We start from the raw sequence: 21,836 nt of genomic DNA, 5'->3' as shown, positions 1-21,836 counted from the left end.
GTGTCGGCGTAGCCCTGGACGAAGCCGGTGTTGAGGTTCTCGGGTCGCGCGCCATCCAGATAGTTCCGGCCCACTCCCCCGGAGCCGTCGGCCTTGAAAATGAGCGTCTTCGGACCGTAGGCGCCCAGCGTCTGCAGGTGGAAGGCGCCCAGCTCGGTGGGGTCGCGGAAGTCGCGCCCCACGGTGGCGGCCTGGGTGGCCAACAGGATCACAGCGTCCCGGTCGTCCTGCGTGGGCTGGTGACCGTCCGGCAGGTGCAGGGCCCGCTGGGCAGCGGAGTCGAGGTCGGCACCGCCTTCCAGCCACTCGGCGACCTTGACGGCCGCCCAGAACGTCTCGGAGCGCTCGTCCTCACCCACCACCGGGTTGGTGGCCGTCAGGTGCAGGACCTCGACCGTGTACGCGTTGAACTCGTCCTGCCCGTGTGTGTCGTGGAGCCTTTGCGCCGTCGCCCGCAGGTCGTCGAGCATGGGGTGGTCGGTGAGCCGGGGCAGACCGTCCGGGTGGGTCACTTCCTCGGCCGCCCAGGTCAGTACAGCCCGGTAATCCACTTCGTCCGGCGTGCCGTCACGGGCGATCGCCTCGCCGTCCTCGGATTCTTCAGCGCCGTCGGACATCGAACTGCCGTCGGTGCCCATGGCATCCAGCCGTTGCCGCTCCGCGCGGGCCGCGCGCTCGAACAGGTTCAGATGGAAGGGACCGAAGGAGGCCAGCAGCGGATCGGCCTGCCGCATCCGCTCCAGCGCGCCAATGCCCTTCAGCAGATGCTCGTGGTTGTCCGCGTGGTCGATGTCGTGGCCGAAGACCTGTCGCAGCGCGTACAGCAGCCGCCGGGTGGTCGCGCGCACCTCCTCGGTGGCCGGGCCGTCCCCGGTGTGCAGACCGGCGGTGCGCGCCGGTTCGTCCAGCTCCTCCCCGAGCCGCTCCGGCTCCAGGTCCACCCAGAACTCGGGCCCGCCGCCCCGGCCGTAGATGTCGGTAATGGCGCTGTAGACGTGCCACGTCACGCCCTTGCGGATTGCGGAGTTGATCGACACGCCCCGCGTACGGGCGCGGGTCTTCGCCCGGAGCCGGTTGGCGTGCTCCTGGCCCACCGGGCGCATCCCGGGATGCAGCACGTCCGCGACGAACGGTGTGGGGGACCCGTAGTTCACCGCTGTGGTAGGGCCGGGCGAGGCGCTCCAGCAGACGATGTCATCGAGCCAGGCGTCCTGGCGGCGCTCCAGCAGGTCCTGCAGGCTTGGTCGGCGCTGGAGCCACTTGGCATGCTCCCCGCCCCGCAGATCCACAGGGGCACCGGTCGTCTGCTTCATCCCCGTGTAGCCCGGCCAGCCGTGCCCGGCGTAGCGGTAGGCCGCGTCCGCGGGGCCCTCAGGAGGGAGGCGGAGCTCGGGCCCGTACTGGCCCGTCGCCGGGTTGTGCGCCACATAGGTCGTGATATCTCGGAGGTAGCGCTGGCCGTCCTCCTTTCCGTCCGCGAGCTCGCCTGCGGACACCGTCGTGCGGCCGATCGACTCGCCCTGTTCGGTGGCGATGGGATGGCTGGCGATCCAGCGGTCCTGTTCCGACACGCTGTCGACGGGCCGGAGCACCGGTCGGGGGCGGCTGCGGATCCAGAATCCGCGCTTCGCTCCCGGGGAGTCGGACAGGGCGATGGTGTGCGGGGAGAAGCCGTCCGGGGTGGCCACGTTCAGGATGCCGCTGGTCGAGTAGACCTCACGGAGGTGGCGGTTGGCCGTGCGGCGCGGCAGGTCCACGTAGCCGTCTCCGGCCTGGTCGACGAGCAGCAGGACCGGGGCGTCCTGCGGAGTGGCGGCCAGGATCGGGTCCAGGCCCAGCAGTTCGACGAAGACCGAGGTGGGCACGGTGTGGGACATGCGGGCGCTGTCCCACACTAGGACGTGGTCCTGATCACCGGAGGAGATGACGGTGTACGGCCGGCGACTGTCGATCCGGGACTTCCAGGGCGCGGGGCCCATGGGGCGCAGCCCCTCTTCGTCCATGTACTGGACGCCGACCTCGGCCAGGTTCAGGTCCGGGATCTCCTCCGGGCCCCAGTTCCGCCCGTACGCCGTGCCCTCCGGAGCGGTGAGGGCGAACCTGCCGTCGAAGACGCCCAGGTTTCTGAGATGGACCGCCGCCACCGTGTCCAGGGTGACCGCCTGCGCGGCAGCCGGGTCCATGACCGCGGCGAAGAGCGCGGCATACGCGTCGGGGTCCAGCGCCGCGCCGGGAGCCAGGCTGAGCACCCGGCGCGCCACCGCCTCCAGGTCGAACGTGCCCTGGTCCGCCGCCGGGTCCGCCGAGCGGAGGGTGTCCAGGCGCAAGGCGGCCTGGTACAGGGCCGGGTAGTCAGGACGCGACACCGTATCCGGGCCGAGCGCGAGCGCGAGCTGGTCGCGGACGAGATCGACGGTTCCGGCGTTCGGTGAGGCGCCCTCGGGCGTGCCGAGGACGTCGCCCCGGGCGCCGCCCAGCCCACGGGGCCGCAGTCCGAGGTCGAGCCGGAGCCGGTCGGCGAGTTGCACGGCCGTACGGGGGTCCGCCCCGTCCGTCGCCAGGTGGCGGGCGACCTGCCACACCGCGTCGCGATACGCGTCCCCGGCGTACCGGGAGTCCGCGAGCACGGGGGGCGGCTCCAGCGGTAGCACCAGGCCGACGGCGGTGTCCCACGCCCGGACCGCGTCCGTGTCTGCGCCCGTGTCCGTGTCCGTGTCCGTGTCCGTGCTCGTGTTCGGGCTGTCGGCCGAGACCGTGGCTTTGAAGTCCGTGAATGCCGACCGCCAGATCCGCCGCGACGCCTCGGCCGCGATGGCGTCGAACTCAGGAGGCCACGAGTCGAGCCGTACCATCAGCAGCCGCACATGGTCGAGCGGCTCCAGTTCGCTGTCGCCCACGCGAAGCCGGTCGGCGCCGAGCTGCAACTGGATGTCCTGCTTGGGCGTCAGTGCGATGCCCGCGTCGGTCAGTTCGGCCTTCTTGATGGTGTCGCCGGCGTCAAGACCGGGCGGGTTTTCGGGCAGGTCCGCCGCTGTCACGTGGTGTGCGATCCACTGGCGTGCGGCATCGTCGCGAGGGACGACGGGCACCTGCTCCGCACTGCCGAAGCCGCGCCGCGGTCCCAGGTCGTACGGGTTGACGCCAAGGCCGATCAGCCGCGCCTCGGTGTCCTCCAGGCGCAGACGCGCCTGCTCGGCCCGGTCCGTCGCCCCCTGGAGCGCGGTGGCGCGCAGCGCGTCGGCGTGTTCGTCCCGCGCGACGGCGATAGCCCCGTCGTCCCGGCCGTCCGGGTCGTCGCTCGGGTGCTGCTGTTCCGTGCTCGTGCCGTAGCCGGAGACGTTGGCGCCCAGGTTCACGGGCACGTCAACTGGTGCGGCGTCGCTGCCGTCGTAGTGGTTGACGCCGTTGTAGTAGACCTCCATATGACGTACAGCGGTGGCCGGCCCCGCAATCTCGCTGAACCGCCGGTAGCTCGACCCGACCGGCTGGACCACGTCGACCTGCACGTCGAAGGCATGGGCCAGCAGGGGCAGGAAGGTATGTCCCGTCGGCGTCCGCCAGCGCTTCTCCCAGTTGTCGACGGCGTCCTGGAGCGTGGCCAGCTCCTGGGTGTCCAGCGGCGCGTGGCTCAGCGGGTAGACGGCACTGAGCAAGCGGCGCAGCTCGGCGTCCGTGAGGGCGCCCAGCGCCGGAAGCAGACCACGGTCCCTCAGATAGGCGAACATGTCACGCGGTGCCAGGTCGGCGGCTTGCGCCGCGTGACCGGCCCGGACGTCCTGCGGTGAAATGCCGGAGGTGCCCGGTTCCGCTGCCACGCGGGCGTCGACATAGCGGGTCAGCAGATCCGGGGGGTCGAACGCCTCCGTCAGAGAGACGTGCTGGACACCGTGGTGCGCGAGATGGCGGAGCATCTCGGGCCGGTTCATTCCGTCGACACGAGTGGCGAACGCACGGGTCACTGTCTGCCGGAACTGGCCCACGATCTGGGGATGGAGCCGACCACCGCTGCCGCGCACATAGGCCGCAGCGAAGGTACGCATGGCCTTGATGACGGCGTTCCACTCGCCAGGTCGCCAGATGGAGGCGTGGCTGCGCAGGTCTCTGTGGACCGAGGCGGGATTCGCGAGCCAGTCGTACGCGGCGCGATTGGTGGTGGCGAGGCCGGGCAGGCGGCTGCGGATGTGCACGGGGTCGCTGGCCATGAAGGAGGCGAGCAGGCACGCACCGTTGCCGTGCACGCGTACGGCACCTCCCCGCGCGGGGAGGCTGGCGGCGTTACCCGGCCGCGTCGATGCCTTCGACGTCGATGCCTTCGACGTCGAGGCGCTCTTCGCCGGGTCGTGCTTGGTGGACGTCTTCGCCGAGGTCTGCGAGGCATCGGTGACCGACGGATCCGGCGGAGGCGGGGGCAGAGGTAGAGGCGGGGACAGAGGCGGAGGCGGAGGCAGAGGCTTCGGCTTTCCCTTCCCGCCGGGCGGGCCGGATGCCGGCAGGACCGTCCCGGTGACTATGGACGGGGGCCGCGGGGGCCGGGGCTCGCTGGTCTGGTGGTTCAGGGGACCGCGGGGGTTACGGGGTTCGCGGGGCAGCGCGGTGAGGTATTCGCCGCCGCGCTCGTACACCGTAAGGCAGTCCAGGGGGTCGGCCAGCACATTGCCGAAGGTGTCGACCGTGCCGTCCTCGTGCACGAGCGTGATGTGGAGCTCCCCATCGTCCGGCGCCAGCAACTCGGCGGCCAGCAGGGCTGTACCGCGGTCCCAGCGGCGGGCCGTAACCAACTGCGTACGGATGAGGGCTTCCTCTTGCTCGCGGGTGAGCAGGAGCGACGCGGGCAGGCGGCCTCCGCCGCGGGTGAACTCGCGTTCCTGCTGCTCGTCGAGTTGAATTCCGGCGTCCTGAAGCTCCAGCAGCCGGAACGTCGCCCGGGGGGCGAGCCGCGCCGTGTCCGGTAGGGGCTCGCTTCTGATGGGCTCGATCAGGCCAGAAGCCACCGAAGGGGCCACGAGGGAAACAGCCGAGTAAGCCACCGAAGCAGACCCCGCGCTGGACAGATCCGCTCCGTCGGAGTATTCGGGCGTGGGGTCTTTCGCCTCCGCCAGGGCCTTGTAGAAAAGGTTCCCGTCGCCACGCAGTGGGATCAGGTCGAAGACATAACCGTCGGGATCGACCAGTTCCGCGTAGTGCGAGGCCGCGTCGAACCTGGGTTCGCTCCCGTACGTCTCCTCGTCAAGGCCCTCCCACGTCCACGGGAGGCTGGTGTGGGCAGGCAGGAGATTGCCGTCAGGCGCGGGCTCGGGGGGCTTGAGCGGCTCGGACGGGGGCGGCCCTTCCGCAACCTCCACTGCCTCCAAAGCACGGAAGTGCCGGTCGGCCAGGTACATCACCACCGAAACCCGCTCGGCAACCTCCCGCAGGGGCTGATCGGGGTCGGGGCCGGGGTCGGGGACAACGGGGTCGTAGTCGAGGAAAGTGCCGTCGTCCAGGACGACGCGTACGCCTATGCCGTACATACCGGCCGCGAGCGAAGGGAGTATGTCGGCGGCGCCGTGGTCCCAGCTCGCTTCGTCCTTGATGTCGGCCGGGCGGCGCAACTGCGCGGCGGCGAGCCCTCGGCGCTGTGCGGGAGTCGTCCCCACCGAGTGCGGAATCACCTTCAGGGCGTCGAACTCCCGCTGTTGCGGTGTGTCGGCGCCGAGGTCGAGCGTGGCGTTGCCCAACTCGGCCGAGGTGAAGGTGTCCTTCTCGTCCGGGAACAGGTAATCGAGCAGCGGCGAGCCGTCCGGCAGGGCGTCCAGGGCGTCCGCGAACTCCGTTCGCAGCTGGTCAACAGGCGTGGTGAGCCCATTGGCCAGGCGAAACGCGTGGAAGAAGGAGTTGCCGTCCTTCGGCACGTCTCGCAGCCGGTGGGTCGCCCCCTCCGGGGACTTCAGCGCGGGTGAGCCGTCGTCGAGGTCGGTCACCTCGCTGTAGAGACGCGGCGGCTCCGGCTCCTCGGTTGTCGAGTCGAGCTCCGGCTCCTCGACCACCAAGTCGACCGCGGGCTCCTCGATTACCGATTCGAGCGTCGGCTCCTCGATTACCGAGTCGAGCTCCGGCTCCTCGGTTATCGAGTCGAGCTCCGGCCTCTTTGCCACTCTTTGCGCGGGAGACCCGCTCGTCCTGATCGGCTGCGCCACTGTGGGCTCCGATGTGGGCTCCGGCAACTCGGGCTCCGCCACCCCGGCGCGCGTCGGGGCCGCCCCGTCCGCGCCGCTGCCGGGGTCTTCCGGCAGCCGGTGCCAGCGGTTCAGCCGGTCGGTCGCGGACCGCACCAGATGAAAGTCGTCCGCCGCGGTCTCGGCGATCGTCTGCTGCCGGCCCACCTCACGGATTCGGTCGTCCAGAGTCCGCTGCGCCTCCCGCACCGCGTGCGCCGCCTCCCGCACCGCCTCCTCGGTCTTCCACCGCGGCAGGTTCGCCGTCTCCCGCCGCAGCGTGAGGGCCGACTCGGCGTCCGCGACGAGCTGGTCCCGCTCGGCCTGCCGGAGACCGGCGACCCGGAGCTCCGCGGCGGCGAGCTGCTCGCGCTGGTACTCCGCCCAGCCGTCGTCCTCGGGCTGCGCCATGCTGTCGTTGAGCCGCTCGGCCGCCAAAGCGTCGAGAGCGGAGCGGAGCAGCCCCCGGGAATCGGCGTAGACCGCCTCGGCGGGGCGGAGCAGTGCCGCGTCGGCGGCCCGCACGGCGGCGGTGAAATCCCGCTGGGCGGCGGCGCGCTCCTCGCGGGCGGTGTTCCGGGCCTCGTCCCGCTGCCGTCTGGCGACAGAACGCTGTGCCAGCGCCTTGTCAACGGCCTCCCGCAAGCCAGGGACGTCCCGGCGCAGACTCAGGTACTTCTTGTCCGCGGCGGTCCATGCCTTGCCCGCGGCGTTGACCTTGTCCCATGCCTCGACGACCTGCTTGGGGAAGTTGGCGTCGGTGATCAGCCCGAGGTCGCGGGCGATGTCCTCGCGTATCCAGGTAAGGACATGGGTCTGCGTCTCGACGGCCTGGTCGCCGGGCTTGACTCCGCCCAGTGAGCCCATCAGGTGCTTACGTGCCCAGACGGCGAACGCGGTGTCCTTGAACTGCCGGTCCACGTGGGCGACGCTCAGCCAGGTGGTCGGAATGGCGAACGCGAACCCCCGGCCCGTCTTCGGTTTGACGTTCGCCTGCTCGGCCTCATTGTTGATGACCACCCGCCCGTCGGTATCAGTGGTGTCGGTGCCCGTCCCGGACAGTCCCGGATTCGCCGCGCCGATTCCGTCCGACTTGGCCACGGGGAACACGCCGATGATCGTGTCCTGGGTGCCCCCCTGCGCGGCGGTCGAGCTGTCGCTGTGCCCGTCCCGCGTGACGCTCTCCATCCGGATGCCGTCGGCCACCGCCAGCAGTTCCGCACCGGCGAAGTCCGGCCGGGAGTACACGACGAGCAAGCCGTCCGACCGGTCCATGAGCGAGTTCTCGAGCAGCCCTGCGGTCCGGTAGCCGAACCTCGTCGCGGCATCGGGTGCGAACGCGGAGAGAGCCCCGCTCCCGTGGGAGTCCTCCAGCGCCTGCGCCGATCCGGTCCCTTCCGCGGTCAGGGGGGTGACCCGTGCCGCCGTCAGAGCCCGGTCGAGCGCGTCGCCGGTCAGTTCCCCGGATGTGGTGGTAAGCCGGTTGTCGTACGCCTTGCCCAGGGCGATGACGCTCGCCGCCTGGATCTGTTCCGCTCCGATGACGTTGCGGACGTGGTATCCCGTGGGCGGCATTTCGAACGGCCCGTGCGTGCCGTCGGGCCGTTTGATGGAGCGCCACTTCTCAAGCCCCCTACCGCCCCCGGCTTCGTCCCTCAGCGGGTTGTCCTTCCCCGTCAACACGTTCACCCTCGGCGCCGTGCGGCCAAGCTCCGGCGGGCGCAACGGGTCAAAGGCGCCGGTGTCCGACCGCAGCAGGCTGACCGGGACGATCTCACGCAACGCGCCGACCGGCCCCTCGGCGGAGGCCAGCAGCTTCTTCTTCTTCGGCGTGTCCCCCTTCTTCTGGCCGAATTCGACGGTGAGGCGGAGCGAGTACTTGGTGGTGAACTCGGCATGCGGCTCACTGGTATACGTCGTCCACAGCCTGGTGTGGGTGACGGCCTCCGATATGGACTGCGTCTGCCGGTTGGAACCGGTCTCGGAGTGTGTGGGACCCACCGCACTCACCGTGGAGTCATGGGTGTGCACACCCTCGGTGACCTGCGTACCGATGTCGACGCCCCGCCCCTCGAAGGACGAGTCGCTGTGGGTCTCGATCGCGAACCGGTGGTCCTCCAGCTCCAGGCTGGGCCAGAGCTGAACGAATTCCTGGCCGTCGCTGTCCGGCACCAGCTGCGCCCTGACCCGTACGTTCCGCCCGCCGATCCGCGCGCTCTTCCACCCGGGGCCGCCGACCCTGGCGGTCACCGAGGAGCCGATGCCGAGCATCTCCCGGCGCAGCGCACGCGTGACCCGGCTCGACACCAGACCGTGCACGCCCTCCCGGCTGGCGTCGTCGATCCCCAGATCACGCAGCTGCTTGTCGAAGTCGGCCAGGACACCGGAGGTGTCCAGGGAGTTGACCGGGTAGCTGGCGAACGGATGGTTCCGGAACCACCCGGGCTGGGTCCACTTCTTGCGCGCGTACTTCGGTACCGCGCCGAGACCGTCCCGGATGACGCCCATCTGGAGCGCGCTCCGCTCGGGCAGGTGCCCGAGCCAGCCGCCCTTGATCTTCTGCCGTAGCCCGGCCCAGTCCCTCCAGCCCGGAACGATCCGTCCGAACGCCGAGAGCCAGCCGAGGACGTGCACCTCCGCCGCGACCTCGTGCTCCGCGTCGCCGGCGGTCAGCACCTGGTAGCCCTCGTCGACCCGGTTGATCTCCGAGGTGACCGTCCGGGTGACGGTTGTCGTCGATCCCCGGGAGCGCCACCACGGCCGGAGGACGACCCCGTAGTTGCCGGTCACGCCCGGTCCCACGGAGTGGGCTTTACCGTAGACGGCCGTGATGCCGGCATGCTGCGTCATGGACTTGCCCATCGTCCCCGCGGCCCGGTTGCTGCCGCCGGCCGTCATCTCGGTCTGCAGCGGCTCCGGTCTGCCCAGGGCGCGCAGCCCGGTCACCCGCACCCGGTGGACGACCGTCGCCAGCCGTTCGTTGTACGGCCCCTTGCCGAACAGGCCCGCGGTACGCGACCCCAGCGGTCCGGCGCTCTGGTCGAAGTCCGCTGTCCGGAACTGCGGCTGGTTCGGGCGCACGGCGGCGTCGTGTGCGGGCGCGCCCGCGTACGTCAGATGCCAGCTGCCATCCGACGCCGTGTTCAGTACCCTGCCCACGATTCCTGGGTCGTTCTTCTTGAGTTTCGGGGCCAGGACGGAGACGGTCTGGTACGGGTGCTGGTCGAGCGGCCCCGGCTCCTGGTCGCTGTCGATGGCCGAGAGTGAACCGCGCGCCAGTGCCTTCGCCTCGTTCGCGGGCATGGGAGTCGGGTCGCTCTGGGCGTGGTCGCTGTAGGGGTTGTCCGCGCCTTTGATGTGCGGATCGCTGGACGGGGTGTGCTCCGCGGGGACACTGAACAGCACCCGGCCCCGCACGCTGGGATCCTGGGCGTCGCCGCCGATGAGATCAACCCTGTCCTGGTTGCCGAAGACGAACCAGTGGGTGCCCAGGATGCCGACTGAGATGGCTCCCCGGAGCGCGCCGCGGAACCGCCAGTAGCCGCCGGTGCTCGCGGTGATAGCGAGGGCGTAGCTGTACTCGTGGGCCGGCTTGGTGGAGACCGACATCGACTCGAACGTCGCGGTCGGGCCATAGCCGGACTCGCTCTGCCTTTTGCGGGACCTCTGGTACCCGATCTGTATGGTGCCCGCGTCCTTGGGGACCTTGATGTCGTCGGTGGCGGCATTCCGGAGCGACGCCAGCCCCTCGACTCCGGCTTCGGTGCTCTGAGACCCGAACCGAGACCCGTCGACACGGGTTTCACCGACCGCGCTGGCCCGGATGATGGGCTGTCGTGGGGTGCCCTCGTACCTCCGGCCGGTCAGCTCCGCGTCCAGCCAGACATAGCGGTAACCACGAGTGAACCGGCCCGGTTCCACCAGACCGATGCGCATGCCGGTGTTCATCATGGCCTCCAGGTTCCCGGCCATGCTGTGGTGCGCCAGCGCGTTCATGATCGTCAGTGTGTTGTGCAGCGCCATCGAATACTGCCCGTGGTTCCGCCACGTGGACGGATCACCCAGTCCTTCGAGTGGGGCGACCATCGTGGGGTACTTGCGGGCGACCGCGGCCACGACCATCCTGGTCAACTCGCCGAGCGCGGTGGGCGGGGGGCCAGCCGTCGCGGGAGCGGGCGCGGGCGCGGAGAGCTTGGAGAGTTCGATGCCGTCCTGGCCCTCAACGGGCGGGGTGGGCGAGGTTTCCGGCGGGCTCTTGAGGCTGTACTTGCCGTCCTCGAAGGTGAACTGCACCACCCTGCTCATGGCAAGCGTCGGCGGGTGGTCCGGGGTGAGATACGCCGGGGCGAAGGGTTCCTCACCGTCGGGCAGCGCCTTGGCACGGTCGTCGTCCCAGCCGGCCAGGCGGCGCGCCTCGGAGTGCGTCATCCGGTCCAGGCTCCACACGGTGAACGGCGTCGCCTCCGTGTCCCCGGTCTTGCGCACATAGACCGTCTTCTCGACCTTGTACAGATCGGTGGTGGTGGCCTTGGACCGGCCCACCGACTTGGTCGCACCCGAACCCCCCGTCGCCCGGGAACGCCCCGACGAATGCCCGTAGCGCGCGTTCGGCCCCAACTGCAACCGCACCTTCACCGTATCCACCAGCCCGAACAGGAAGTTCGGAAGGTTGAACGCCGGCCCCACGGCGATGGAGACATCCTTGGTGAACGCCTTCGACTCCTTCCGTACGTTCTCCAACGTCAACTGGCCGGTGACCCGAAGCTCAGCCTTGTCGGACTCCGAGACCAGCACTGCCCGCCTCGGCACCGTCCGCTCGATCACGAACGCGCCCAGGGGCGTGCGCTTCCTGTCATCCGCGTACAGCGGGGTTCCCGCGACCATGGACTGGGACAGCCGCTGGGACATCTGATGAAAGCTGTGGCTGGAGAAGAACAAGTCCAGTTCGTCGTAGGCGGAGCTGTCCGGCTTGGCGCCGATACGGTTCACCGCCCAGTCCCGGATCTGCTGGATGGGACCGAAACCCTCGGTGACGACGAGCCGGTAGTCGGATTCGGGCCCCAGCGTCATCTCCCGCGGAGTGCGGCGCGGCTTCGACTCACTGGTCAGGCTGTCCGGGAGCCGTACCATGAGCCCGTCACGCATGCCGAAACCGAATATCTGCTCCCCGGCCTGCACTCTGGCGGCTCTGCGCCGCCAGGGGGTGCCCAGCACTCCCCGCCTGGCCGACTTCGGCTCTTGTGCGTCGGTGATGCGCACCTCGTAGTACACGTCGTCGAGATGTACGCGCGAATGGTCGAGAGTGCGGGTCTCCCCCTGGCTGGCCACTTGGTCGTTCATCGTGTAGTTGACGTTGCGGCTGTATCCGAGCCTCACGGCGATCCGGCCGAACGGCGCGACGAGCCACGACGGCGGCCCGATCGGCACGCCCGGAGCCACTTGCAGGGCCTTGCCGACCGTCTTGCTGCTCCCGGTGGTGGCCTGGCTGCGACGCGTGTTGTCGAGCTTGGTCAGATCACTGCCTTCGTTGAACTGCTCCCACTCGCCGTAATTCCGGATCTTGATGTGCAGCCTCAGGAGCCGTCCCGACTCGGAGCGGTACAACCACTCGCGCCCGTCCTGAGCGAAGGTGCGCGGATTCTCCGACAGGGCCCATCCGAGCCTGTCGATGACAGGATCGCCGTGGTGGCGGCCTCGCCGCCACTTGCTGCGGGGATCCGGCGGGAGTGGCCGGGTGTCTGAATCACCGTTCAGTACCAAGCTGATTTCCTGTACGACTTGACCGGTGCCGCGCAGGTGGACATCGCTCTGACCGAAGGCGATCGCGTCGGGGGACTGGCCCTGTGTGCCTTGCTGTCCGGCGAACGACAGAAGGCCGTCGACATAGCTCGGCAGTCTGCTGTCGTTCGTGAACCGACTGGGTCCATGGACCACCGGGGGCAGCGGCATGACTTGGTCCACCCGAGGCGGGCGGCGGCGGTTCAGCTCATAGTCGATCTGCACGCTCGGGAACTTCGGCGTCTGATCCTGTGGCGGAGGGGGTGTAGGGGAGGGCGGAAGGGGCGGAAGGGGAGGAAGGGGAGGAGCGGCGTCGGTCTCCGCCTCGACGACCGGAGCGGATTCCGACAGTTGGGCGGCGGAGAGGCCCGGGTCGGAGTCGGAGACCGGCACCGAGGTGGCGGGCTGGACAACCGGTGCTTGCGGGGCAGCAGGGTGGGCGGCGTTCCAGCCGGTCTTCCACGAAGCGGATACGTGGCCCATCATCGCGGGGGCTGTCGCGCTGAAGCCGGACCAGCTGATCATCTTGTCGGGGTGCCAGACGTCTCTGCCGAGCCTGGCGGCGAGCTTGTCCGCCAGCCGGTCGTACGTGCCGTTGCCGGTCGACACGGACAGGACGAGAGGAACCTCCAGTTTCTGGGCGTATATCTCGGGGTCGTTGGCCAGCAGTTCGACGAACTCGTCCTCGGTCACAACACGACGCTTCCCCGCGGCGTTCGTCAGCGTGAGGCGGTTTCCCGCTACGCGCTCGACGGCGACGACCATCGGAGCGGGACCGTCCTCGACGTGCCACGGGGCCTGCTCCGTGACCGTCGCCGACACCCTGAGCTGGGACGCGTCCACCCCACCGGGTATGGGCAGACCTGCCCAGTTGCGGCCGAAAGACTCCCCTCGTATACGGGTGTCCGAGGACAGAAAACCATCGAGTTCGAGAGCGAACGCGACCAACGCGTCCGTGCTGTACGGATCCCGCCCATCGGCCACCGCCATGGCCACCGAATCGCGCAGTTCCTCACGCCGCCCCGGATCCGGCGCCCTCAGATGCAGCACCCGCACCGCCAGCGCGTCCAGATCGGACGTTCCCGCAAACGCCTCCTTGGTTCTGGACATCGCCCTGAACAGCTTGGAGAACTCGGACTTCCCCACCGGCGTCTCATCGGGCAGACGCAGAATCCGGCGGGCGAGAGCGGCACGCTCCACATCCCCCAGTGCGGCCAGCTCCCCCGCCACTTCCTTCAGCAGCGGGAGCGCGGCGAACGAGGTGAAGAGGCGGCCGGGGTCGGCTGCCCGGGTTTGCGCCGCTCTGACCAGCAGGTCGCGGTAGACATCGGGGTCCAGGTCGCGCTCCGCCCGGCCGGTCCGGTCCTGCCGGTCCGCACGGGTCACCTGCTCCAGCAGATCCGTCGTGAACAACGGCGCCACGGACGACAGAGCGGGGTCAGCCTGTCGCATCAGCTCCAGGGCACCCGCGCCACGCAGCAGCTCCTGATACGCGTCGCTCTGGCTGTCCCGGTCCACATCGGACCCGAAGACCAGCCGCAAGGCACGCACCAGCCGCAACGCACGGTCCCTCGCCTCCTGCGGAACATCCCCCTCGCCCTGGTGCAGACCCGCGACCCTGGCCCGCTCGTCAAGCTCCCCATCCTTCGGCTCCGGCCAGAACTCCAGCCACTGCCCCTCCTCATCACGCACAGAGCCGGACAGCGCGTCCCAGTACGTTCCGTCGAGCTTGAGGTGATAGCCGCGGGTCCGGTTGGCGGAGATCACACGATGGCCGGTCTCGTTGGCCACGTGCTGACCGACGGGAACGTTCTCCAGCGGGTCGGCGACGAACAGATCAGGAGAGGCATCCTGGGCGGTCGCGGCGTCACGGCCACGGTCCGAAGCCGCACCGGCCCAGCACGGCGCGATGTACAGCGTGCTGCCCTTGGGAAGCCTCGCCACGCTCGGCCGCCGCTTGAGAGCCCCCCCGAGCTCCGGGCCACTGACCTTCTTCGTGGTCTTCGAGGTGCCGTCGTCCAGCTCCAGGAGCACCCAGCCCGGCCCACCATGGCTGAAGAACCTGTAGTCGGCCCCCTCCGGAGGAAAGGACTTCTCTTCCCGTCCCATCGTTCTCAACGCGGGGCGGAAGTGAATCTTCTTCATGGCCTCCGAGTGACGGTGGTATTCCTCTCTGACCGCCAGATCCTCCGGCTTGAACGAGGACCGTCCCAGGCGCTTACCGTCTGTGTTGACGATGGTGTGCGTCACCCAGTGGGCCTCCCACTCCGGCGCGCCCGGCTCCGGCGCGCGCCGGTCAGCCGGCGCGCTGGAGACCCAGTCGCCGCCCGCCAGGTCCGGGTGTTTCACCGACGCGATGTAGTAACGCCCCTGGTCGGAAGTTTTCACCCCCACGTCACCGCTGTACGACCAGACGGTCCTGCCGGTCTTCTCGGCGACAAGCTGCGGCAGCTCAAGCCCTCTGTCACCGGAGTACGGGAACGCCAGAACCACAGGGGCGTCCCGGGGAAGTCCCTTCACGTCCGGGTCGTTCGCCAGCAGTTCGGCGAACTCCTCGATACCCACCCGTACGGTCCTGCCGTCCGGCAACGGCACCATCACATGGTCGTGGCCACCGGCATCCGCCGCCACGACATAGGGCAACTCACTGGTGTCGTCCACCTCCCACGGCGCCTCGTCGACATCGAGACGGCTGCCTGCGGGGGTCAGCTTCGCGACCGACCGCGACGGCAGACGGACAGAGCCGTGGGACGTCCAGTTCAGACCCCGGGTCGCACCCTGGAAACCGGGGTTGTCGGGCCGCCCCTGGGACGTCTGAAGGTGATACGCGCCCAACGCGGCCAGACTGGACGCCCGGCCGACAGCGCGCGCATCCCGCAGCAAAGTAAGCAGGTCCTCGCGCACAGCCAGATCCACGGGCGCCGTGCTCTTCAGGTGAAGGACCTGACGGGCGACAGCGTCCACATCCAACAGGCCGTCCCGCAGGCCGGGATCCTTCAGCCGCAACGCGTCCAACAGCGCGAGATCCGTCCCGGGATCCGCGATCCTGACGGTCGCCAGCCGCCGGTCCTCAGGATCCACACCGGCGGTCCAGCCGACCTCGCCGACCTCGCTCCCCCGGCTCAGCGGCTCCATCAGCAGATCGTCGGCTGACACGCGTTGCGCCTGCGGCAGGCCCTGCTGACGCTCGGCGAGCACCCGGGACAACTCCGCCCGCAACACGTCGGTCACCGCTCCCGCACGCTGCGCCCCCGTCTTTCTGGCGCGCTCCTCTCCGCCGAACACCGACCCGTTGCCATACCCCGTGACCACGGCCTTCGGCAGCGGCAGCTCCGCCCGCCGATTACGCAGAGCTGCCTTGGCCAAGTGATCAGCCAATTTCGCGACGTCCAACTTCCAGACCGCCGCCAGCCTCTTGGAACCCTCTGCGAACGGGAATGCCTTCAGCGGCGGCAGCACAGGAATGGCCCCGTCAACCGGCACGGCACCCCTCGGAGCAGAGGCCACCCCTGTGCCGGAAGCCGGCTGCTGCCGCGGCGTCTTGGCCATGTCCGCGGTCAACGCCCCCTCATCCGGGCCGGGGGCGCTGTCCGTGAGGGGCGTTTCAGCACGCGGGTCAGCCGGCAGGCCCGCTGCGGTCCGCACGGGCTCACCGGACGGCAGCACGATCCCCTCGGGCTCGGGCTGTTCCTCAACGTCAATGCCCGAGTCCCGCCGCAGCGGGGTATCGGAGGAGGCCGGGGCGGAATCGAAGTTCGGCGCGGGGCCGGTTGTTGTCGGCGGCGGCGCCGAGGTGACGGGCTGGGCAACGGGGGCCTGCGAGGCAGCAGGCTTGGCGACGTTCCAGTTGCTGTAGCCCATCATGGCGGTGGGGTCTGTGCTGCTGAAGCCGGACCACTTGATCAGGTTGTCGGTGTGCCAGACGTCTCTGCCGAGCCTGGCAGCGAGCTTGTCCGCCAGCCCGTCGTACGTGCCGTTGCCGGTCGACACAGCCAGTACGAGAGGAACCTCCAGCTTCTGGCCGTATATCTCGGAGTCTTGGGCCAGCAGTTCGACGAACTCGTCCTCGGTCACCACGCGACGCTCCCCCGCGGCGTTCGTCAGCGTGAAGCGGTTATTTTCCGCGCCCTCGAACGCGACGACCTGAGGTGTGGGACCGTCCTCGACGTGCCACGGGGCCTGCTCCGTGACCGTCGCCGACACCCTGAGCTCAGTCGCGTCCACCCCGCCGGACAGGGGCAGGTCCGCCCAGTTACGGCCGCTGGACTTCCCGCGGATACGGGTGCCCGGGTCCAGGAAACCGTCGACTTCGAGAGCGAACGCGGACAACTCGTCCGTATTGTACGGATCCCGCCCCAAGGCCACCGCCATGGCCACGGCCACCGTAAAGCGTGCGCGCAACTGCGGACCCGGCGTCCCTTGATGCAGCACCCGCATCGCCAGCGCGTCCAGATCGGACACTCCCGCAAGCGCCTCCCTGGTCCTGAACATCGCCCGGAACAGCTTGGAGAACTCGGACTTCCCCACCGGCGCCCCATCGGGCAGACGCAGAATCCGGCGGGCGAGAGCGGAATGCTGCACATCCCCCAGCGCGCTCAGCCTCCCCGCGACTTCCTTCAGCAGAGGGAGCGCGGCAAACGAGGTGAGTACACGGCCAGGATCGGCTGCCCGCGCCTTTGCCGCCCGGACCAGCAGGTCGCGGTAGACATCGGGGTCCAGGTCACCCTCGACCACGCCGGCCTGTGCCTGCCGGTCCGCACGGGCCACCTGCTCCAACAGGTCCATCGTGAACAACGGTGCGGCGGACGACAGATCGGGGTCGCCCTGCCGCATCAGCTCCAGGGCACCCGCACCACGCAGCAGTTCCTGGTACGTCTCGCTCTGGCTGTCCCGGTCCACATCGGACCCGAAGACCAGCCGCAGCGCATGCACCAGCCGCAGAGCACGAGCCCTCGTCTCCTCCGGGACATCTCCGTCGCCCTCGTGCAGACCCGCGATCCTGGCCCGCTCGTCAAGCTCCTCCCCTGTCGGCTCCGGCCAGAAGTCCACCAACTGCCCTTCCCGGCCACGCGCGTCGGTGGACAGCGCGTCCCGGTACTTTCGGACTCCGCCAATGATCACGTACCCGATCCCACGGGACCGGGTGAAGGCGATCACGTGATGGCCCGTCTCATTGGCCACGTGCTGACCGACGGGATGGTTTTCCAGCGGGTCGGCGACGAACAGAGCGGGAGCGCTGTTCAGACTGGCCGGAGCATTGAGTCGACGGTCCGAAGCCGCCCCGGCCCAGCACGGCCCGACGTACAGCGTGCTGCCCTTGGGAAGCTTCGCCACGCTCGGCCGCCGCTTGAGAGCCCCCCCGAGCTGCGGGCCACTGACCCTCTTCGTGGTCTTCGAGATGCCGTCGTCCAGCTCCAGGATCACCGAGTTCGGCCTGCCATGGCTGAAGAACGAGTAGTCCACCGTCCCCGGCGGAAAGGACGTCTCTTCGCGCACATACTTATTCGTGACGGGGTTGTAGTGCCATCTGGTCAGGGTCGCGGCGTGACGGTAGTTGTCCTCCCTGATCGCCAGACTTTTCGGCTTGAACGAGGACCGTCCGAGGCGTTCACCGTCGGTGCTCATCATGGTGTGCGTCACCCAACGGCGTTCCCACTCCGGCGCCCCCGGCTCCGGCTCGCGCCAGTCACCCGGCTTGCTGGGGATCCAGTCGCCGAACGGCAGGCCCGGGTGGGTCACCGTCGTGATGTGGGAATCACCTTGGTCTTCGCCAGGCACCCTCACGTCACCGCTGAACGACCAGACGGTCCTGCCGGTCTTCTCGGCGACAAGCCGCGGCAGGTCAAGCCCTCCGCCACCCGAATGCGGGAACGCCAGAACAACGGGAGCACCCTCGGGAAGCTCCTTCAAGTCCGGGTCGTTCACGAGCAGTTCAACAAACTCCTCAATACTTACCCGCAGGCTCCCCCCATCCCGCGAAGGCACCATCACATGGTCATGACCGCCCGCAGCCGCCGCGACGACATAGGGCCTGCTGCTGCCGTCCTTGTCCCACGGCGCCCTGTCGGGATTGTCGGCGGGAGTGCCGTCGGCGGTTGTCTTCCTGACCGCCCCCGTCCGCAACACGACAGACTCCTGCGACGTCCAGTTCAGGCCACGGGTCACGCCGTGGAAACGGCGGTTGACCGGCCCTTGGGACCTCTGAAGGTGATACGCACCCAACGCCGGCAGACTGGACGCCCGGCCGACGGCACGCGCACTTCGCACCACAGTGAGCAACTCGGTGCGCACAGCCAGATCCACGACCGCCGTCTCCTCCAGGCGAAGGACCCGGCGGGCGGCAGCATCGACATCCAGCGGACCGTCACGCAGACCGGGATCCTTTTGCCGCAACCCGTCCAACGTCACGAGATCCACCCAGGGATCCGTGATGCTGACGGTCACCTGCCGACGCAGATCTTCAAGAGCCACACCGTCGGCCAGGCCATCCCGGTCGACCGCGCTCCCCCCGCTCCGTGGCTCCATCAGGAGATCGTCGGCCGACACGCGTTCCGCCCGCGGCAGGTCCTGCTGAAGCTCGGCAAGCACCCGGGACAACTCCGCCCGGAACACATCAGCCACCGCTTCGGCGCGCTCCGCACCCGTCTGACTGGCCCGCTTCTCGCCCCCGAGCACCGACCCATTGCCATACCCCGTGACCACGGCCCTCGGCAGCGGCAACCGCGCCCGCGAGTTACGGTCAGCCGCCTCGGCCATCCCCGCCGCCAAGCCCTCGACGTCCGACTTCCAGACCGCCAGCTTCTTGGACCCCTCTCGGAACGAGATTCGCGTCAGGGGCGGCACTACGGGGACGGCCCCGGCAACCGGCACGGCGACCATCGGAGCGGAGGTCACCCCTGTGCCGGAAGCCGGCTCCTCCTGCGACGCCTCAGCCATGTCCGCAACCGGCGCCCCCTCATCCGTACCAGGGGCACTCTCCATGAGGGGCGTCTCGGCACGCGAGTCAGCCGGCGGTCCCGCTACGGTCGGCAGAGTTTCGGACTCGGTCCGTACGGGCCGGTACGGCGGCGGGGCGTCGGACGCGGTCCCCGGCACCGCCGAACGCTGTGCGCGCTCCTCGGACGAGGGGGTACGGACATCGGGGTCCGTACGGACGTCGGGGTCCACGGCGTCCGGGTGTGACGGCAGGGCGGAATGGGGCGGGCCGTCGGCGGAGGAGGCAACGGCCGCGACGGCCTCACCGGAAGCGGTCTGGGGCCGTTGCTGCGGGGCGGCGGCCTGCGGACCGCCGACGAGGGGAGAAGCGGCGGCCGGGAGCGGCGCCGGGGTGGCCGACTGTTCCCGCTGGTCGGGGATGAGCTGGGTTTCCTCCTGGACCGCTGTCTCGCCCTCGGGCGTGGTGCCCTGCGCCGGGGTCGGCTGCTGTACGCCGGTTTCGGGGCGGGGTGCGCCGGGGGCAGGGGCAAGCGCGAGGTCCGGCACCACCAGGGGCTGCGAAAGGCCCTCCACGGTGTCGGCCGGGGCCACCTCCTCCGGAACGAGCTCCGGTTCGGCCATGGAGTCGGCGCGCTCCGTCGTACCGGCGCTCGGTGCTGTCCCCGGGGCCGGGGCCGGGGTGGCTCCGCCGGCGGTCGGGAGGCCCTGCACCGGCGCGGTGAGGTCCGGGACGCCGTTCTCTGTGCCGGCGGCTTCGGACGGAAGAGTGTCCGCGTCCGACAAGGTGTTGTCGTCGTCCGCTGTCCGCTCTCGTACGGTCTCTTCCGGGACGGAGCCGGTGCTGTTGTTGGTCCCCGGCCGGTTCACAGGCGACTCGGCGGACGGAGTGCTCTCCGGATCCGGCAGCCCCTCCTCCGGAACGACGAGGTTCTCGTCGGCGAAGAGACTGTCGGGGTCCTGGTAGCCGGAGGTGGCGGCGGCCGGAGTGTACGGCGGCACGGGAGCGGAAGAGCCCACGGTGGCGGGGATGTTCGGCAGCGCGCCGACACCCGTACCAGCGGGTGGAACGTACCCGGGTGCCGTGGCCCCCGAGGGATTGAGCGCGGAGAAGACACTCTCGGGACTCAAGTCCCCCGTCACGGGAAGAGAGTTCTCACCATCCGGATCCGAGGCGTACGAGTACGGCGGCTTGGCCGCACCGCCCACACCGCCCAGCCCATTCGCCCCGCCCGGGTACGTACCGGCGCCCCCGGCGATCAGCGGCCCCTGCTGCCCGAACTCGCCCTCGTCGAAGTCGTAGTCAGAGACGGAGGAAACATCGCTGACGTCGCTGAAAATCGACCGGGTGTCACTGACATCACCGACAGACGACGCGGAGTCGTAGGGATCGTCGGGGTCGTAGGCGTTGTTGGGGGCGGACTGATACGGCGGGACATAGATGTCGTTGGCGGAAGCTGTGTCCGGGCGGGGTGTGGCGTCGAAGCGGTAGTCGGTCGGGAAGCCGTAGGGGTCGGTGCTCTGCCCGGGGCCGGGATCGGGGGCCTTCCAGGGAGTCGGCGTGTAGTTGTCACCTCCACTACCGTTCCCGTTTCCATGACCGCCGCCGCTTGTTGGGTGATTGATGTCATTCTGGCCGAAGTCGAGGTCCTGAAAGAACTTGTGGTGCAGCCACTTTCCGCCGTACTCGGCAGTGGTGGAAGCGGCCTCGAAGAGGACCCCACTGGTTCCGGCGCTCACGAACGTGGCCGGGTTGATGGAGAACGTGCCCGTGAAGAAGAGTTTGGTGAACGCTTCCGCGAACGTTTCGGCCTGCCCCTCGTTGACGAAGGTCAGGGGAAGGTCGAACACCTCCTTCCACGGCGAGTTCTTCTTGAAGAGGTCACGGATGAACGGCGCCGTCACATGGGTGAAAATGCCGCTGAACGCCCCCGCCAGCGCCCCCGCCACCGCCGCCTGCCCGATATCGCCCCAGTCGAATTCCGTACGCCGCCGATTCGGGTCGTCCGGCGCGACCATCGAAATAACCTGGGACGCGAACGTGATGAACGCCTCCTGGATCGCCTCCAGCAACGCCGAGAGCGGCGTCGGGACAGCACGCCCCAGCCGCTGGAGCAGCAGCAGTATCGTCAGCGCGGTGCGTGCCCTCGCCAGAGCTATCTCAGTCAGCGAAGTACCACCGGTGAAAACCGCGAGCGCGGCGATCAGAGCAATCTCAAGATTCATGAAAATGAACTCGAGAAGAATCTGGTACTTCGCTTCACCGAGCTTGATCGACCGGTCCACATTCCGGGCGCCGATCGCCCGGACCTCATTGGCGAAATCCTGAAGATGGTTCTGCCCGCCGTCGTCGACGAACATCTTCACCGCGGCGACGAACTCCTTGGCGATCTCCGGCGGAAGAGACTCACCCGCCGAAGAAATCGCAGCCTTCATCGCATCGGACAGCGCACCGATATCGTCCGCCAGCCGGATATAAGGGTTACGGCTGTCGAAGCCCCTGTCCTCATTACCGGTGGCCACGTTCGCGCCCACCCAGATCTCGATGAACTCCCGCAACCCCGGCGGGAACATGATCGCCATCTAACGCCTTGTTTCGATTTCCCCGCCATACGCCTGAATGTCTTCCAGCGCGAGGTCCTGCGGTCTCTGCACGTTGTCGGCCTCCGCTTCGACCGCGTCGACCAGAGCCCGAAAACCGCTGGTGATGGCATCAAGCGTCTGCATCACCTGCGCCCGCTCTTCACGGACCTGCGGAATGACCTGGTTGGCGAAGAGGTCGTCGCCGCCCTCCTCGCCCCAGCAGTCGTCGTACTTCTCGCTGTCGGTCTCGAACCTGGGCCCGATCGCATCGCCTTGTCTGGAGGCTTCACCAATTTCCCTGGAACTGCCGCGGATTCCGTCGGGGAACGCCGAAAACTCACCAGCCAT

The 21,836-nt window shown here is 69.0% G+C and carries 2 protein-coding genes (1 of these 2 only partly in view); both read right to left on the bottom strand.

Annotated features, from left to right (window positions below; translation table 11 throughout):
- Nucleotides 1–21,488 carry the 5' portion of a lonely Cys domain-containing protein gene (locus ACIHCQ_RS23655; RefSeq protein WP_399665622.1) on the bottom strand. It extends 5,503 nt beyond the left edge of the window, so 21,488 of the gene's 26,991 nt are visible here — the first part of the coding sequence; it begins with the start codon at nucleotides 21,486–21,488; its stop codon lies beyond the left edge, outside the window.
- Entirely contained in the window at nucleotides 21,489–21,836 is a 348-nt protein-coding gene (locus ACIHCQ_RS23650; RefSeq protein ID WP_399665620.1) for a hypothetical protein, read from the bottom strand. It lies immediately after the preceding gene.

The sequence above is a fragment of the Streptomyces sp. NPDC052236 genome, from assembly GCF_044548015.1.
GTDB lineage: Bacteria > Actinomycetota > Actinomycetes > Streptomycetales > Streptomycetaceae > Streptomyces.
Note: the sequence above shows the minus strand (reverse complement) of the source record. Positions and strands in the feature narration are given on the sequence as shown.